8 protein-coding genes and 4 pseudogenes are annotated in these 14975 nt (G+C 70.6%); 5 read left to right on the top strand and 7 right to left on the bottom strand.

Features of this window, described 5'->3' with window-relative positions:
• Together KGS77_RS34485 and KGS77_RS34480 are read left to right on the top strand one after the other, a co-directional pair.
• A pseudogene (locus KGS77_RS34485) lies at positions 1-277 on the top strand (hypothetical protein); the annotation flags it as partial.
• 93 nt (positions 278-370) lie between these two features.
• Positions 371-968: pseudogene (locus KGS77_RS34480) on the top strand (DinB family protein).
• A gap of 53 nt (positions 969-1021) precedes the next feature.
• Here the strand turns inward: KGS77_RS34480 and istB are convergent.
• The 5 genes and pseudogenes from istB to KGS77_RS34455 form a co-directional block, all read right to left on the bottom strand.
• Positions 1022-1810: an IS21-like element helper ATPase IstB gene (gene istB / locus KGS77_RS34475; protein ID WP_242577821.1), complete on the bottom strand. Its 789-nt coding sequence runs from the start codon at positions 1808-1810 to the stop codon at positions 1022-1024.
• Positions 1800-3433: pseudogene (gene istA / locus KGS77_RS34470) on the bottom strand (IS21 family transposase). The gene istB and the pseudogene istA overlap by 11 nt, the downstream one beginning before the upstream one ends.
• Positions 3434-4174: 741 nt before the next feature.
• Complete coding sequence (locus tag KGS77_RS34465) at positions 4175-5746, bottom strand: FAD-dependent oxidoreductase (protein ID WP_242577822.1); 1572 nt, start codon at positions 5744-5746, stop codon at positions 4175-4177.
• A 1088-nt stretch (positions 5747-6834) separates the two neighbouring features.
• A complete protein-coding gene (locus KGS77_RS34460) occupies positions 6835-6993 on the bottom strand; it encodes a hypothetical protein (RefSeq protein ID WP_242577823.1) in 159 nt (52 codons plus the stop codon).
• 415 nt (positions 6994-7408) lie between these two features.
• A pseudogene (locus tag KGS77_RS34455) lies at positions 7409-7956 on the bottom strand (transposase); the annotation flags it as partial.
• A gap of 114 nt (positions 7957-8070) precedes the next feature.
• On the opposite strand from KGS77_RS34455, the gene KGS77_RS34450 reads away from it, so the two are divergent.
• Entirely contained in the window at positions 8071-8967 is an 897-nt protein-coding gene (locus tag KGS77_RS34450) for an IS982 family transposase (RefSeq protein WP_242577829.1), read from the top strand.
• A 20-nt stretch (positions 8968-8987) separates the two neighbouring features.
• Here KGS77_RS34450 and KGS77_RS34445 read toward each other — a convergent pair whose 3' ends face one another.
• Positions 8988-9632 (bottom strand): response regulator transcription factor, encoded by a 645-nt coding sequence (locus KGS77_RS34445; protein ID WP_242577830.1) that lies wholly within the window; start codon positions 9630-9632, stop codon positions 8988-8990.
• On the bottom strand, positions 9620-10981 hold the full coding sequence (locus tag KGS77_RS34440; RefSeq protein ID WP_242577832.1) for a sensor histidine kinase: 1362 nt from the start codon (positions 10979-10981) through the stop codon (positions 9620-9622). The genes KGS77_RS34445 and KGS77_RS34440 overlap by 13 nt, the downstream gene beginning before the upstream one ends.
• A 277-nt stretch (positions 10982-11258) precedes the next feature.
• Between KGS77_RS34440 and KGS77_RS34435 the strand changes: the two genes are divergently transcribed.
• Complete coding sequence (locus tag KGS77_RS34435; RefSeq protein ID WP_242577834.1) at positions 11259-12059, top strand: ABC transporter ATP-binding protein; 801 nt, start codon at positions 11259-11261, stop codon at positions 12057-12059.
• Positions 12059-14608 carry an FtsX-like permease family protein gene (locus KGS77_RS34430; RefSeq protein ID WP_242577835.1) on the top strand — a complete coding sequence of 850 codons (2550 nt, stop codon included), beginning with the start codon at positions 12059-12061 and terminating at the stop codon, positions 14606-14608. The genes KGS77_RS34435 and KGS77_RS34430 overlap by 1 nt, the downstream gene beginning before the upstream one ends.
• The last annotated feature ends 367 nt before the right edge of the window (positions 14609-14975 follow it).

The following is a 14975-nucleotide window of genomic DNA, read 5'->3' as shown; positions in this document are numbered from 1 at the left end:
GTACGACCACCAGCCACACCTCACCCACCGCTGGCACACCCGCCTGACCCGGCTCTGCAAGGACAACCCTCACCTGACCACCACGAGCAGCGCCTCCCCCGCCCTCCTGACCCGCGACCTGATCACCTATCCCGAAACCGTTGCCCTCGCCCGCACACTCGCCACCCTGCCCAACCGGCCACACCGCACCACGGACGACGACCTCAGCCTCATCGCCCACCGACTCGCACTCCCACGCCTGGCTGTGCCACTTTCACGGGGAGTCATTTCGAGGTGACTTGGGGGTCGTTTCGTGACGTCAGACAAGATCAACGTCAGTGGCTTTTGATGTCACTCTCGACTGTCAGTGCCGGGTGGAAGACTGCCCGGCATGATCGAACCGAACCCGAAAAGCGGACCTTCTCCGATACCTGCAAGAAGCGCGTGAAGCCCTGGTGTGGAAGCTCGATGGGCTCTCGGAGTACGACATCCGCCGTCCGCTGACTTCCACAGGCACGAACCTGTTGGGGCTGGTCAAGCATGTCGCCGGTGTGGAACTGGGCTATTTCGGTGACACGTTCGGGCGGCCGTTCTTCGACGAGGACCCGCCGCCCTGGTGGTATACGGAGGACACAGAACCCAACTCGGACATGTGGGCCACGGCATACGAGTCACGCGAATACATCGTCGGGCTGTATCGACAGGCGTGGAAGCACTCCGACAGCACGATCGCGACGCTGCCGCTTGAGGCGACAGGACACGTCCCGTGGTGGCCGGAGGAACGTCGGGAGGTGACACTGCACCACATCCTGGTGCGCGTGATCTCCGATACTCAGCGGCACGCCGGCCACGCGGACATCGTGCGAGAGCTCATCGACGGATCCGTCGGGTATCTGCAGGGCAAGGACAACATGCCGCCAGGGGATCAGGCGTGGTGGGAGGACCACCGGAGCCGCCTGGAGCGCGTGGCGCGGGAAGTCGACGGCTGATCTCTCCACTGCTGCCGACCCCGCTGGCTCCGGGGTCGGCCCTGCGGCGTCGTTCAGCTGGCCTGGGTTTGTTCGGCCAGGGCTTTGGTATGGGCGAGGCTGTAGGACTCGGTGCCGGTCTGGATGATGGCGCCATTGAAGGTCAGGCGGTCGACTATGGCCGCGCAGAGCCGCGGATCCGTGAACGTTTTCGTCCACCCGCTGAAACTTTCGTTCGAAGCGATGGCAACGCTGTTCTTCTCCTCGCGCTCGGTCAGAACCTGAAACAGCAGCTCAGCGCCCCTGCGGTCAAGCTCCATATAGCCGAGTTCATCAATGCATAACAGATCGACGCGGCCGTAGCGGGCGATCGTCTTGGACAGCTGCTTCTCGTCGGCGGCTTCGACGAGTTCGTTGACGAGCTTGGTGGCCAGCACGTAGCGGACGCGGAAGCCGTGCATCGCGGCCTCCGTGCCCAGGGCGATCAGCAGGTGGGACTTGCCGGTGCCGGAGTCGCCGATCAGGCAGAGCGGCTCCCCTTTCTTGACCCATTCGCAGGTGGCGAGGGTGTTGACGGTGGCCGGGTCGACGTTGAGGTTGGCGTCGAAGTCGAATACCCGCAGGCTCTTGTCGCGGGGGAAGGAAGCGGCCTTGATCCGGCGTTCTGAGCGTCGGCGGGCCCGGTCGTCGCACTCGGTCATCAGCAGTTCGGCGAGGAACGCCCGATACGACATCTGATCGCGTGCGGCGCCTTCGGCGAGGTCGGCGAACTGCTGGCGGATGGAGGGCAGCCTGAGCATGCGGCATGCCTGGTCGATCGAGGCGGTGGCGGCTTCTTCGGTCAGTCCGCGCTTACGTGTCATGATCCCTCTTTCTCTCGGCCGTGCGGCCGTGCCGTTTCAGGAGCTGGTCGTAGTGGGCCACCGACGGCAGCGGCCGGTTGTCGGGCGGGAGGTGGGACAGCTTCCAGTCGGACAGGAAGGTGACAGTGCCGCCGGGCTCCTCCTGCGGCTGGACGGGATGGGCCGGGGTGGGCTTCGCGGGCTCGGTGAAGGTCTCGCCTTCGGCAGCCTTGCGGGCCTCCAGCGCGACCGCGTCCGCGGTCAGGGCGCCTGCCTGGTGGGCTGCGGCGAGTCCGGCGACGACGTGTTCGTGTTCCATGTGGCGGCCCAGCAGCAGCACCTCGATCAAGGCTCTGGTGCCAGCAGCCTCGCCGTGCGCGGCGCGGGCTGCGGCCCACCAGGCTTCGTGGACGGGGTGAACCTCCCTGCGGCTTTGGCCTGTTCGAGGGCGGTCGCTCCAGGAAAGGCGCCCGGCTTGCGCAGGAGTGCTTCCAGGTAGTGGTCCAGGACCAGGCGGGATTCGCCCCGGCCGCTGAGGCGTTCGTGGTGGGCGACCACAGTCCGCCCGTCATAGACGACCAGGTCATTGGCGTGCAGCAGCACCCGCAGCTGGCGTCCGATGAAGCGGACCGGGACCGAATAGGAGTTGCAGCGCACCGTGACCTGGCCGAACCGGTTGACCCGCGGAGTGAACCACCGCCCGGTCTCGAACACCTCGCGGGGCAGTGGCCGCAGCAGCGGCCGTTCCTGGGCGAAGCACTCACCGATAGTGCGGGGCTTCGAGCGCAGACGCCGGCCTTCGTCGTCCAGGTCCCACTGGTCGACCATGGCGTTCAGCTCGGTCAGCGAGGCCACCTCGGGGACAGGGACGAAGTGGTTGCGGCGGTAGTAGCCGATCTGCCCTTCGACACCGCCCTTCTCGTGGGCGCCCTCGATGCCGGGACGGCAGTAAAAAAACATCGACGCCCCAGTGCGAGCGGAAGGCCGTCCAGCGGTCGTTCTCCACCCTCGCCCTGGACAGGCCCAGAACCCGCTCGACCGCAGCCCGCAGGTTGTCATAGCGGATGCGGCCGCGGGGTATGCCGCCCAGCACCCGAAACGCGTGCACGTGCCCTTCGAAAAACGCCTCCTGGCCGCAGGAGGCGAACACCCGGTGCACCGCCTTGCCGGAGTAGGACAGCCGCAGCGAGAACAGATAGACCTTGGTCATCCTGCCCGCGAGCATGACGTGCACTTCACCGAAGTCGACCTCCGCCTCCGCTCCCGGCAGATGCGTCTGCGGCACGAACATCGCGTCCGGGCCCAGCGGTCCTTCACGTAGACGCGGACCATGGGATACGAGATGTCGTTGGCCGCATGGTCTCCGACCAGGCGGTCGTAGATGCGCTGGGCGGTGTGCCGCTGCTTGGGCGGAGCGTCCAGGTCAGCCAGCAGCATCCCGTCGATCAACGGCTTGTAGGGATCGAGCCGGGACTCCTTGCGTCGTTGCTTCTTCCGCGGCTCGGGCCACTGCCCGTCCAGGGCCCGCCGGACCGTCCTCCAGGTCACGTTGTGCGTGCGCTGAAGCGCCCGCAACGACATCCCCATCCGGTGATCCCGGCGGATCGCCGCGTACAACTCGACCTTCGACTGCGAGTTACCCATGAGGCCCCCAGCGGAGAAGCACACCTTACAGTCCCACCGCAAGCCCTCAAGTGACGTCAAAACAAACTGCCATCGCAAACTCGGTCAGATGGCGACTCCCACAGTCACATCGAAACGGCTCCCGAAGTCACGCACATAACCACACGCCTGGCCAGCAACGCGAACGATCCCTCCGGGTCTTCCTCACCCACACACACCACTGACCAGCCACACCACACACCGAAGCCCCCAGAAAGCGCAGTCTCCTATAGACGCACCACCCCACCCACGAGAAAACCAAGATCAATCCCACACAACTACCGGACCGCAGGCCAAACCCCCGAACAACCAAACCGAACACACCCCCAAGCCACGCCCACCACACCCGAGCACAACCACTTCAGCCACCCCGAACCCCACCTCAAAGACGAAACACCACACCAAACCAGTCCAGCCACCTGAAGATCACTGCTCCGTCACAGCAGCAGGTCCTGACGACCTCGCAGCTGTCGGCGGGCGCTCGAGCACGGCGCGGCAGATGGCCGGTGGTCGACCTTGCGGCAGGTCGGGGAGCGAGCCGGCCGGGCCCCGCGGCAGGTCGAGGAGCACCTTCTGCACCGGGGTCCGGAACAGATGGCGGCGGGTGCGGCAGGCGGCCGGCGAGAGCTTTGGGCTGCTGCTGGGCCGGAACAGGAGTGCGGGCGGGCCGCCACACCGGGCGGGTGCGGCGGCCGTGGGGCATCGGCTCGTGGTTCGAGCCGGTCAGCACAGCGGGGGACCGCCCGGCGTCACCGCGCCCTTGGGCACCCCGAACCACTCCTGGAGCGCCTCCGCCAGCCCGGCCGTCGATGCCGGCGCCCCGGCGTCGGCCGCCCAGGCCGTGAAGCCGTCCGGACGGACGAGGACCGCCGCCAGCTCCGGGCGGGACGGGCAGCCGACCCTCAGGGTCTCGACGCGGCCGGCATACCCCGCAGCGAGGGCCCGCAGCTCCGGGTCGCCGGTGAGGTCCAGCAAGAGCCCCCGGCCGCCGTGGAGGTGGTCCGCCAGGCGGCGGCCGTCGGCGAGTGCGAGGTCCGGGGTGCTGCGGCCGGTCAGCGGGTGCTCGCCCGGCAGCTCGTACCGCACCCCGCCACCGTTGAGCCGCGCGGTCAGGTACGTGGTGCCCGCGACCGTCCCCGCCAGGCCGCTGACGATCTCACGCAGGGCCCGGGACTGCGGGTCCGGGCGCATGGCCGCGACCTGGGACCGGGTCCAGTCCAGAACCCACGCACCGACCGGGTGCCGCTCGCAGGTATAGGAGTCCAGCAGCCCTTCCGGCGCCCGGCCGCCGACCACCGCGGCGAGCTTCCAGCCGAGGTTCACCGCGTCCCCGATCCCCAGGCTCAGCCCCTGGCTCCCGAACGCGGAGTGCACGTGCGCCGCGTCGCCCGCCAGCAGCACCCGGCCCTTGCGGTACTCGGTGACCTGGCGGGCGTGGTCGGTGAAGCGGGTCGCGGTCCGCACCCCGGTGATCGTGACGTCCACCCCGGACACACGGCGCAGCCGCGCCTGCAGGTCCTCGGCGGTGACCGGCGCGTCCCGGTCGGCCGGCGGGCCGTCGAACTCCACGGTCACGACGCGGCCCGGCATCGGCCCGTAGGCGTACACCCCGGTGTCCGTGGCCCTCCAGCCGGCCGTCAGTCCCTCGGCGCCGGTCATCTCCACGACCGCCTGATGACAGGTGATCTCCGGGTCCGTACCGGGAAAAGCGAACCCCGCGAGCTTGCGGACCGTGCTGCGGCCACCGTCGCAGCCCACGAGCCAGCCGGCGCGTATGGCCCCGTGGCTGGTCCGCACGGTCACGCCCCCGCCGTCCGCGTCGAAGCCGGTCAGCTCCACCCCCCGGCGCACCTCGACGCCGAGTTCGTCCGCCCGCCCGCCGAGCAGCCGCTCGATGTCCTGCTGCGTCACGAAAGCGATCCCGGCGGCGGGGCCGGCATCGCCAAGGCCCGGCTCCGTACGGTCGACCAGATCGGCACGCAGCATGATCCCGGCGAAGTGCCCGACGATCCCGAGCCCTTGGCCCGCAGCCCCGCCTGTCTCCCCGCCGTTTTGCTCGTGCACGAACGCCTGGATGCGGTCCACCGCCTGCCGCTGCACCGCGGCCAGCGCGGGCAGCAGCCCCCGGCGGTAGAGCGCCTCGGCGCTGGGCGTGGTGATCGCCCCGCCCTTGATCGTCGGGTCCACTTCGGTCCGGCGCTCCAGGACGGCCACCCGCGCGCCGCCGAGCCGCAGCTCGCACGCCAGCATCAGCCCGACCGGGCCGCCCCCGGCCACCACTACGTCATAGTCCATGGCGCCCACTATCACCGAGGGCCACCAAGGCCAAAAAGCCGCCACGGTGTCAAGGAGCCGGCCCGCACGGAGGGACGGGAAGCGGGCCCCGCGCTCCTTCTCCGCCCCACCCGTCCCCGCCGGAGTCCCGGCCGGCCCGATCGGCTCGACAGGTGGCCGGGCGGCCAGACGGTCAGCGCTGCGAACGTTGCGCTGACGCGCTCAGTGACCAGGCCAGGACACTGCCGACAGCGGCCAGAAAACAAAACCGCCCCGCTCCGGCTCCGGCCTCGCCCGCTCCCCGGCGCACATCCCGTACGCCCCGACCTGATCGTTACTCAAAAACCCCACCGGCACGAGCCGGCCCTAGCCGGTTACGGAACAGGCCCGGACGCATTTCACCGAACCCCAGCGGCGACGTGGACCACTGCACCAGGGCGTGGATCGAAAGTGCCCGGTGAAGATGGCGGAGAGGCGGCCGTGGTCGTGTCGATGCCCGCCGGTGCGAGCACGACGGCAATGGCCTCATAGGAAACGGTGTCCTTCGCCGCTCCCACAAGGGCGCCGAGAACACCCGGTTCAACCTGCGGCAGGGGAGCCTCACTTCCGTCGGCGCCAGTACCGGCACAGCTCCGGACCGGACCCACCGCATTTCTCCGGCCTGGCCCTGCTCAAGCCCCCAAGACACCTTCGACGGCGGATGACTGAGCAGCGAAAAGCACTGATGCCTCTGCCAGGCACCCCAGGCACCCACGACGGTGGGCGCCCAGCACAGGCATCAGCCGGCAGTGCGGGCCCGGTCTCCAGAGCGGTACTGAGACGCCCGATCAGGACACGTGCGGTCTCCTCACCCCGGTCACGGCCCCGGCCCCGGCCGCACCTGTGGCAATCGGCGCAAGGCAGCCCTTGAGCGCAGCCGCAGCACGCCGGATCACCCCACGGTCCGGCTCGGGCTGTAGACGTTGAGGACCTCCTCGCCGACAGCCGGGGCATCTTCCAGGTCCTCGTCCAGCACACCAGGAGTCGGAAGCTGCCTCAACATGCCCGCTACAGACTGCGCGATGGCCTCGAAGCCCGGGGCGATCGGCTTGCTCTGGTCCTGGCCTGGTTCACGGAGGGGTTCCCCAGAGCATGCGGGAACCGCGGACGACGCCATGGATGACCGGGCCGTTGAAGACGTTCGTATCGCCGAAGGACACATCCGGATCGGCCTGCACCCTGGCGGTGACCGGGTAGATGTCCATCTCCCGCTGGATCACCCCCATCATCCGCCGGATGCCCTGCCTGGTGATCTTAAATCCACCGCTCCTCGCCCGACGCCCCTGCCCGCCCCTCCCGTCCGGCATCTCACCAGGCACCAGGCACCAGGCCCTACACGAGCCCTCACCAGCCAATGCCAAACAGACCGCCGCCAAACAGACCGCCGCCAAACAGACCGCCGCCAAGCAGACCCGGCGCGGAGCAGACCCGGCGCGGAGCAGACCGCTCTCACATGACCACAAGCACGCCTCTCAACACGTCATGTCACGCATTGACCCCACAGCACCACCACGGGTGCATGCCCACAGCTCTCCAGCAGGGAACCGGAGGAGAAACCATCCGCACCTCGGGGAACATGAGAGGAAACACGAACCGGAACACCCCGGAACGCATGCAGACCACCCTAGGCACAGCAGCCGTGGTCTGGGCCGTGACGACCTTCGTCTCGAAGCCGATCTCGTCGGCGATGCCGGCCCGGCGGCGCCTTTCGCGGTCGTCGGTCCAGGAGGCGGGCAGCTACAGACGCCGGGCGATCGGTGTCCGCCCGCGGTCTGTGGCATAGGCGAGGAAGACGCCGACCTGGCAGTTCTCCGTGCGCCCGGCGGTGCCGGAGTAGTGCCGCTGCACCCCGGCCGACCGCGTCCCCTTCTTCAGGAAGCCCGGGCCGTCCACGGCCAGGACGGCGCCGAGGTCGCCGAGGTCTTCGATGACGTACTGGCGCACGGCATCGAGGACCTCATCGGCGTCCCCTCGGACCGGTTCAGCATCCGGTGGAGGCGGTCCGGGCCTGCGTGGCCGGCTTCCTCCGCCGGCGTCCGGCCGTTCTTCCGCTGCAGGGGTGCGATCCGGCCCCGCACATAGGCCGGCGCCGACCTTCGGGGCTCCGATCTGCTGAAACGGTGCACGAACCGCTCCTGCACAGCATCCAGTTCATCCGCCCACAACCTGACACCAGCAAGGTCCCCGCCCATAACCCCACCCACGAACGACCCGGCCATCAGTCACGGCAAGCACCGCTGCAGTACTAGACGAATAGTTCCGATTGCGGGGTTCTCAGACGCAGGGAGGGTGTCCAACATCGGGTTGTGACGACCGATTTAGACACCCTCTTGACGGCACTGTACGTGCATATCGATGACCGTTTGAAGACCCCGCGCTGGCGTGGGCGGCCGCCTCGGCTGACCGACGCCGAACTGGTCACCCTGGCCGTGGCCCAGGCCATCCTGGGCTTCCACTGCGAAGCCCGCTGGCTGCGCTTCGCCCACGCCCACCTGCACGGCCTGTTCCCCTACCTGCCCCAGCGCCCTGCCTACAACAAGCGCCTGCGGGCCGCTCTGCCCCTGGTCAAACGGGCCATCCGATTCCTGGCCATCGACACCGACCTGTGGCTCGACCCCCTGTGGATCGTGGACTCCACCCCCGTCGAGTGCGCCCGCTCCCGCGAGACCGTGCGCCGTTCCGACCTCGCCGGCTGGGCGAACTACGGCTACTGCCGCTCCCACTCCCGCTTCCACTGGGGCCTGAAACTCCACCTGGTATGCACCCCGGCCGGGCTGCCCGTCACCTGGGCCCTGGCCGACCCCAAGATCGACGAACGCCAGGTTCTGGCCGCGCTCATCGACAACGAGCCACACCTCGCCAGCACCCGGCCCGGCCTGCTGATCCTGGCCGACAAGGGCTACATCGCCGCCGAACTCGACCACTTCCTCGCCGCCCGCGGTGTGAGCCTGCTGCGGCCCTCCTACCGCAACCGCGGCACCCCGCACCCGGCCGAACCTCTGCTCAAGACGGTCCGCCAGCTGATCGAGTCGGTCAACGACACCCTCAAGGGCCAGCTCGACCTCGAACAGCACGGCGGCCGCACCATCGACGGCGTCGGCGTCCGGGTGGCCCAGCGAATCCTGGCGATGACCTGCGCCATCTGGCACAACCGCATCATCGGCGCACCCACCACCAGATCACTGATCGCCTACGACCACTGAGCCACATCGGAACTACTCGTCTAGGAGTTGAGGTAGGCCAGTACGGCCAGGACGCGCCGGTTGTCGTCTGCGGAGGCCGCCAGTCCCAGCTTGGTGAAGATGCTGTTGGTGTGTTTGCTGACGGCCTTCTCGGACACGAACAGCTTGGCGGCGACCGCCGCGTTGGAGCGTCCTTCGGCCATCAGGGCGAGCACCTCGCGTTCCCGTTCGGTGAGGGACTGCACCGGGCTGGCCGCCTTCTGTCTGACCATGAGTTCCGACACCACCTTGGGGTCCATGACCGTACCGCCGTCCGCGACCTGGCGCAGCATGCCGACGAAGCGGCGCACGTCGAAGACGCGGTCCTTGAGGAGATAGCCGACGCCGCCGTTCTGGTCGGACAGCAGCTCGCGGGCGTACATCTGCTCCACGTGCTGGGACAGGACCAGGACGGGCAGCCCGGGGACCTGTTGGCGGGCCTGGATCGCGGCCTGCAGGCCCTCGTCGGTGAAGGTCGGGGGCAGGCGCACGTCGACGACGGCCACGTCCGGGCGGTGGGTGAGCAGGGCGCGCAGCATCGCGGGCCCGTTGTCCACCGCTTCGACCACGTCGAATTTGTGTGCGGTCAGCAGTTGTGCCAGGCCCTCCCGCAGCAGGGCCAGGTCTTCGGCGATCACCACGCGCACGGCAGCTCCATCCTCACCACGGTCGGTCCCCCCTGCGGACTGTGGACCTCCAGTACTCCGTCGAAGGCGGCGAGCCGGCGTTGCAGCCCGCGCAGGCCGCTGCCGCCTTCGGGGTCGGCGCCGCCGCGGCCGTCGTCGGTGACGCAGGCTTGCAGCACGCCGTCCGCGTACCACAGGCGCACCCCCACGCGGGACGCGCCGCTGTGCTTGGTCACGTTGGCGAGCGTCTCGGCGATCACGAAGTAGGCGGCCGACTCGACCGGTGGCTGCGGGCGAAAGGGCAGGTCGATGGCCAGCTCGACGGGGAGCGGCAGGCCGACCGCCAGCGCCCGGACCGCGCCGTGGAGTCCGCGTTCGGCCAGGACGGGCGGATGGATGCCGCGGACCAGCTCGCGCAGTTCGGTGAGTGCCTGGCTGCTGGAGTCCATGGCGTCGGCGAGGAGGGTGCGCACCATCTCGGGGTCCTCCTCCAGCAGGGTGTCGGCGAGGCCGAGCTTCATGCCCAGGGACACCAGGCGGGCCTGGGCGCCGTCGTGCAGGTCCCGCTCGATGCGGCGGAGTTCGGCCGCCTGGGACTGCACGGTCTGCAAGCGGGTCTCGGTCAGCCGCTCGACGCGCAGGGTGAGGCGGGCGCTGCGGGTGGGAGCCAGCAGCAGCCGGCTGAAGCGGCCGTGCGTCCGCACCAGCGGCCCGGCGCTCAGCAGCCCGAGGGCCACCAGTGCCGCTCCCTGGGGCATGGCGAGGCAGGCGTCGGTCTGGTCGGCGATGGGCCAGATCACCCCGAAGCCCCAGTGCGGTCCCATGTCTTCCCAGAGGACGGGGGTCACGAGCAGGCCGTTGAGGCCGTAGGCGACGAGGGAGGCGGGCAGCAGACCAAGGATGAGGCCGAGGGGCCCGTCGAGGAACAGCCACAGTACGTCGCGCCAGGTGGCCGGGTCGGACAGCAGACGACGGCACTGCCGCAAGGACGCGGAGACGTCGTGGGGTGCCGCTTCCACAAGATGGCGGTAGGGGGTCTCGATGAGGGTGCCGGTCCACTCGCCGGCCGTCCGCCGGTGGTAGCCGGCCAGCGCGCGGACCGCGGCCACAACGACCGGCAGGATCAGGACGCCCACGCCGACGGCCAGGGCGAGCAGGGTCAGGACGGTGACGGTGAACAGGGCGACGCTGCCGATCTGGGAGAGCACCGCGACCACCAGGCCGCGCGCGCACCAGCGCAGCCGCCCGGCCCCGCCGCCGCCCGCCGCCGGGCCGGCCACGCGACCCCGTGCGGTCACCACCGGTCCACCGCCGCCCGCCGCCGGACCGCTCCGGTCCTCCCCGCGCCGCCCGCCGGCCTTGGGGTCCACGCCTCGCACACCTGGTTCCGCCCTCCCCGGACCCGGGGCACTTCGCCCCGCGCGCCTCATCATCGCAGTACACGCAGGCGGTACGACCGGCCGGTCCGCCCGCCCGCGTCCACCAGCATCGCCGCCGCACGGGCCGGGCGCAGTGGAGGAGGGCCCTGGGGAGGGTGGAGTTTTCTCCACCCCCTGTGTGGGCGCAGGCCCCTGGGCCGGCGAGCGGCTCCTCCATAGCGTCGGCGGTGTGATCGCGTCTTCCACGCGACAGGTACAGGAGCTTTGAATGGACACCAACGCAGTGGCCGACGCAGTCCGGCTCAACGCGGTTCGCAAGGTCTACCGCGAGGGCGCCCACGCGGTGACCGCACTGGACGGCGTGAGCCTGTCCTTCCGGCGCGGCAGCTTCACCGCCGTGATGGGACCCTCCGGTTCGGGCAAGAGCACCTTGTTGCACTGCGCGGCGGGGCTGGACCGGCCCACCTCGGGCACGGTCCTGCTGGACGGTGAGGACCTCGGCGGGTACGACGAGACGGCGCTGACGAAGATGCGGCGCGAGCGGATCGGCTTCGTCTTCCAGTCCTTCAACCTGCTGCCGGCTCTGACGGTGATGCAGAACATCACGCTGCCGTTGAAGCTCGCCGGCCAAAAGCCGGACCGGGCGCAGATCCAGGAGGTGATCCGCCGGGTGGGTCTGGACTCCCGGACGGGGCACCGTCCCGCCGAGCTGTCCGGCGGCCAGCAGCAGCGGGTGGCGATCGCGCGTGCCCTGGTCACCGGCCCCGCCGTGGTGTTCGCCGACGAGCCGACCGGCGCGCTGGACACCCGTACCGCCCGCGAGGTGCTGCGGCTGATGCGCGAGTCCGTACAGGCCCTGGGGCAGACCATCGTGATGGTCACCCACGATCCGGTGGCGGCCTCCTACGCGGACCGGGTGGTCTTCCTCGCCGACGGCCGGTTCGTGGGCGAGGTGGGCAACCCGACCGCCGAGATGGTCGCCGAGCGGATGACGCGCCTGGGTGCCTGGGCGGACGAGGGGGGCGCGGATGACCCGCGGGCCCGCACCGCGACGGGGGGCGGATACTGATGCTCTCCCTGGCCCTGAGCACCCTGCGCCACCGCAAGGGTGGTTTCGCCGCCACGTTCGTGGCCATGTTCTTCGGCGCGGCCCTGATCATGGCCTGTGGCGGGCTGATGGAGAGCGGCGTGGACAACGCGGTGCCCTCCCAGCGGTTCGCCGCGGCCCCGGTGGTGGTGGCCGGCGACCAGTCCTACGCGTCCTCGTGCCTGGCCGAGCGGGTCCGGCTGGACTCCGGCGCGGTCCGCCGGGTCGCCGCCGTGCCGGGCGTCCGCGAGGCGGTCCCCGAGGTGTCCTTCCCCGTCGCCGTCGTGCGCGAGGGCCGCCCGGTGACCGCCCTGCCCGACAGCGTCGCCCGTGCCGACCACCGTCCGCTGGGCCACGGCTGGGAGTCGGCGCGCCTGGCGCCCTACCGCCTCACCCACGGAACCGCGCCGACCGCCGCGCGGGAGGTGGTCCTGGACGCCGACCTGGCCAAGGCGGCCGGTGCCGTGGTCGGTGACAAGGTCCTCGTCACGGTCCAGGGCCGCCCGCGGGAGTTCCGGCTCACCGGTGTGGTCCGGCAGGCCGGCGGCCGGGACGCTTTCCAGCCCGCCGTGTTCTTCACCGACGCACAGGCCCGCACGCTCAGCGGTCACCCGCGGGCGGTGGACGCCATCGGCGTCCGGCCGGCATCCGGCACCGACGCGGAGGCGCTCGGCCACCGCATCGAGCGGGAACTGGGCGGCAAGGCCGTGGCGCTGACCGGTGACGAGCGAGGCCTGGCCGAGTTCCCCCAGGCCGCCGCGAGCCGCCGCAACCTGCTGATGCTGGCCTCCATCTTCGGGGGCTGGGCGGTCCTGGTGGCCATGTTCGGGGCGGCGTCCACGCTGGGCCTGACGACCCGCCAGCGCCTGGGCGAGATGGCTTTGATGAAGGCGATCGGCACCACCCCGAAACAACTGCGCCGCATGATCCTGGGCGAGACGCTGGCCGTCTGCCTGGTGGCGTCCGTGCTCGGCTGCCTGCCCGGCGCGCTGTTCAGCCGGCTCCTGTTCGACAAGCTCATCTCGGCCGGAATCGTCTCCGCAGCCGTGGAGTTCAGGCTCGGCGCACTGCCGGGCGCCGTGGCGGTAGCCGCCTCGCTGCTGGCCGGCGTGGGCGCCGCGTACCTCACCGCCCGCCGGATCGCCACCACCCGGGCCACCGAGGCGCCGGCACAAAGCGCGAGGGACAAGCGCCGGCCGGCCCGGGCCCGCATCATCTGGTCCGCCCTCTTCCTGCTCGGCGGTCTCGCACTGGCCGCGACGACCATGACGATGCCGGTGGACGACACCACGGCCGGCATCGCAGCCCCCGCCTGCATCCTGTGGGCGATCGCCCTGGCCCTCCTGGCCCCCGGCTGCGCCACAGCAGTCGTGGCCGTCCTCAAGGTGCCACTCCGTGCGGTATCGGGGCTGCCGGGCAGGCTCGCGATCCTCAACTCCCGGATGCACGCGCAGCCGATGGCCGCCACGGTCACCCCCATCGTCCTGCTGACCGGCATCGCCACCGGCACGCTGTACATGCAGCAGATCGAGGACGCCTCCCACCGCGCCGCGCGGACCGGTGTCCTGCGGGCGGACCACGTCCTGACCTCACACACCGGCGGCCTCGCCCCCGGCACGCTGGAGAGGGTCCGCAAGGTTGCGGGCGTCACCGCGGCCTCGGCGTACGTGACGAGCACCGGCTTCGTGCAGGAACCCGGGGACCCGCAGCAGACCGCCGAGGGATGGCCGCTCCAGGGCGTCAGCGATGACCGCAACCTCTCGGTACGCGCCGCCACCGGTTCGCTGGCCGCCCTGCGCGGCAACAGCGTGGCCCTGCCCGTGGCGCACGCCGCATCACTGCGGCGCGCGGTCGGGGACACGGTCACCCTGCGGCTGGGTGACGGCGCCCCGGTGAAGGTCACCGTGGTCGCCACCTACCGGCCGCAGGGCCTGACGACCTCGCTGCTGCTGCCCGCCGCACTGCTGGCGGCCCACACCACGGACGGGACACCCACGCAGATCGTGGTGCAGCGGGCCCCGGGGGCCGACCCGGGCACGGTCACCGCGGCACTGCGCGCGGCGGTCGAGGACCAGCCGGGGGCCCAGGTGTCCGGCAGCGGCGCGCTCAGCGCCGACCGCACCGCCGGCCAGCAGCAGCTCGCCACCATCAACTACCTGGTGGTCGGCATGATCACCGGATACACCGTGATCTCGGTGGTCAACACCCTGGTCTCGGCCACCGGGCGAAGGCGCCGGGAGTTCGGCCTCCAGCGGCTCACCGGCTTCACCCGGCGCCAGGTCATGACCATGATGGCGGTCGAAAGCGGGCTGACCGCGGTGACCGGGATCCTCCTCGGGTCGGTCGCCGCCACGATCACCGTCTTCCCGTACAGCCTCGCCAAGCTGGACCGTGTCCTGCCCTGCGTACCGGTGTGGATCTACTGGGCGGTCGTGGCCGGAGCGGCGACCGTCACCCTCGCGGCGACACTCCTGCCGGCCTGGCGGGCCACCCGGTTCCGCCCGGCACAGGCAGCCACCTCCGCCACCTGAAAAACGGCGCCGCGGCCGGCACACGCCCCCCACCACCCGGCCGCGGCCCGCACAACGCCCTCAGACGCTGATGGACCACACCCCTCTGAGACGCTGATGGACCACACCCCTCGCCCCTCCCGCCGGACCGCCCCCACCGCCGCGCGAAGCGGCCGACAACCGCAACCGGCAACCGGGACAGCAGGGGTGCCCCGCCGGTGGCGCCATCCCACAGGCACACCGCACCGCCGACCCGCACCGCCGGCCCGCACCGCCGAAGTCCGCCGGCCCGGCTGCGCGAGCGCGGTAACACCACCAACACGACCCGATGATGCGGTGCGGCCGGAACCGGTCCCCGCAAACAATGACATGCACTTCGGGTACCAGC

Source organism: Streptomyces sp. MST-110588 (assembly GCF_022695595.1).
Taxonomy (GTDB): domain Bacteria; phylum Actinomycetota; class Actinomycetes; order Streptomycetales; family Streptomycetaceae; genus Streptomyces.
The sequence above is the reverse complement of the archived record's forward strand: the minus strand, read 5'-3'. Positions and strand labels throughout refer to the sequence as shown.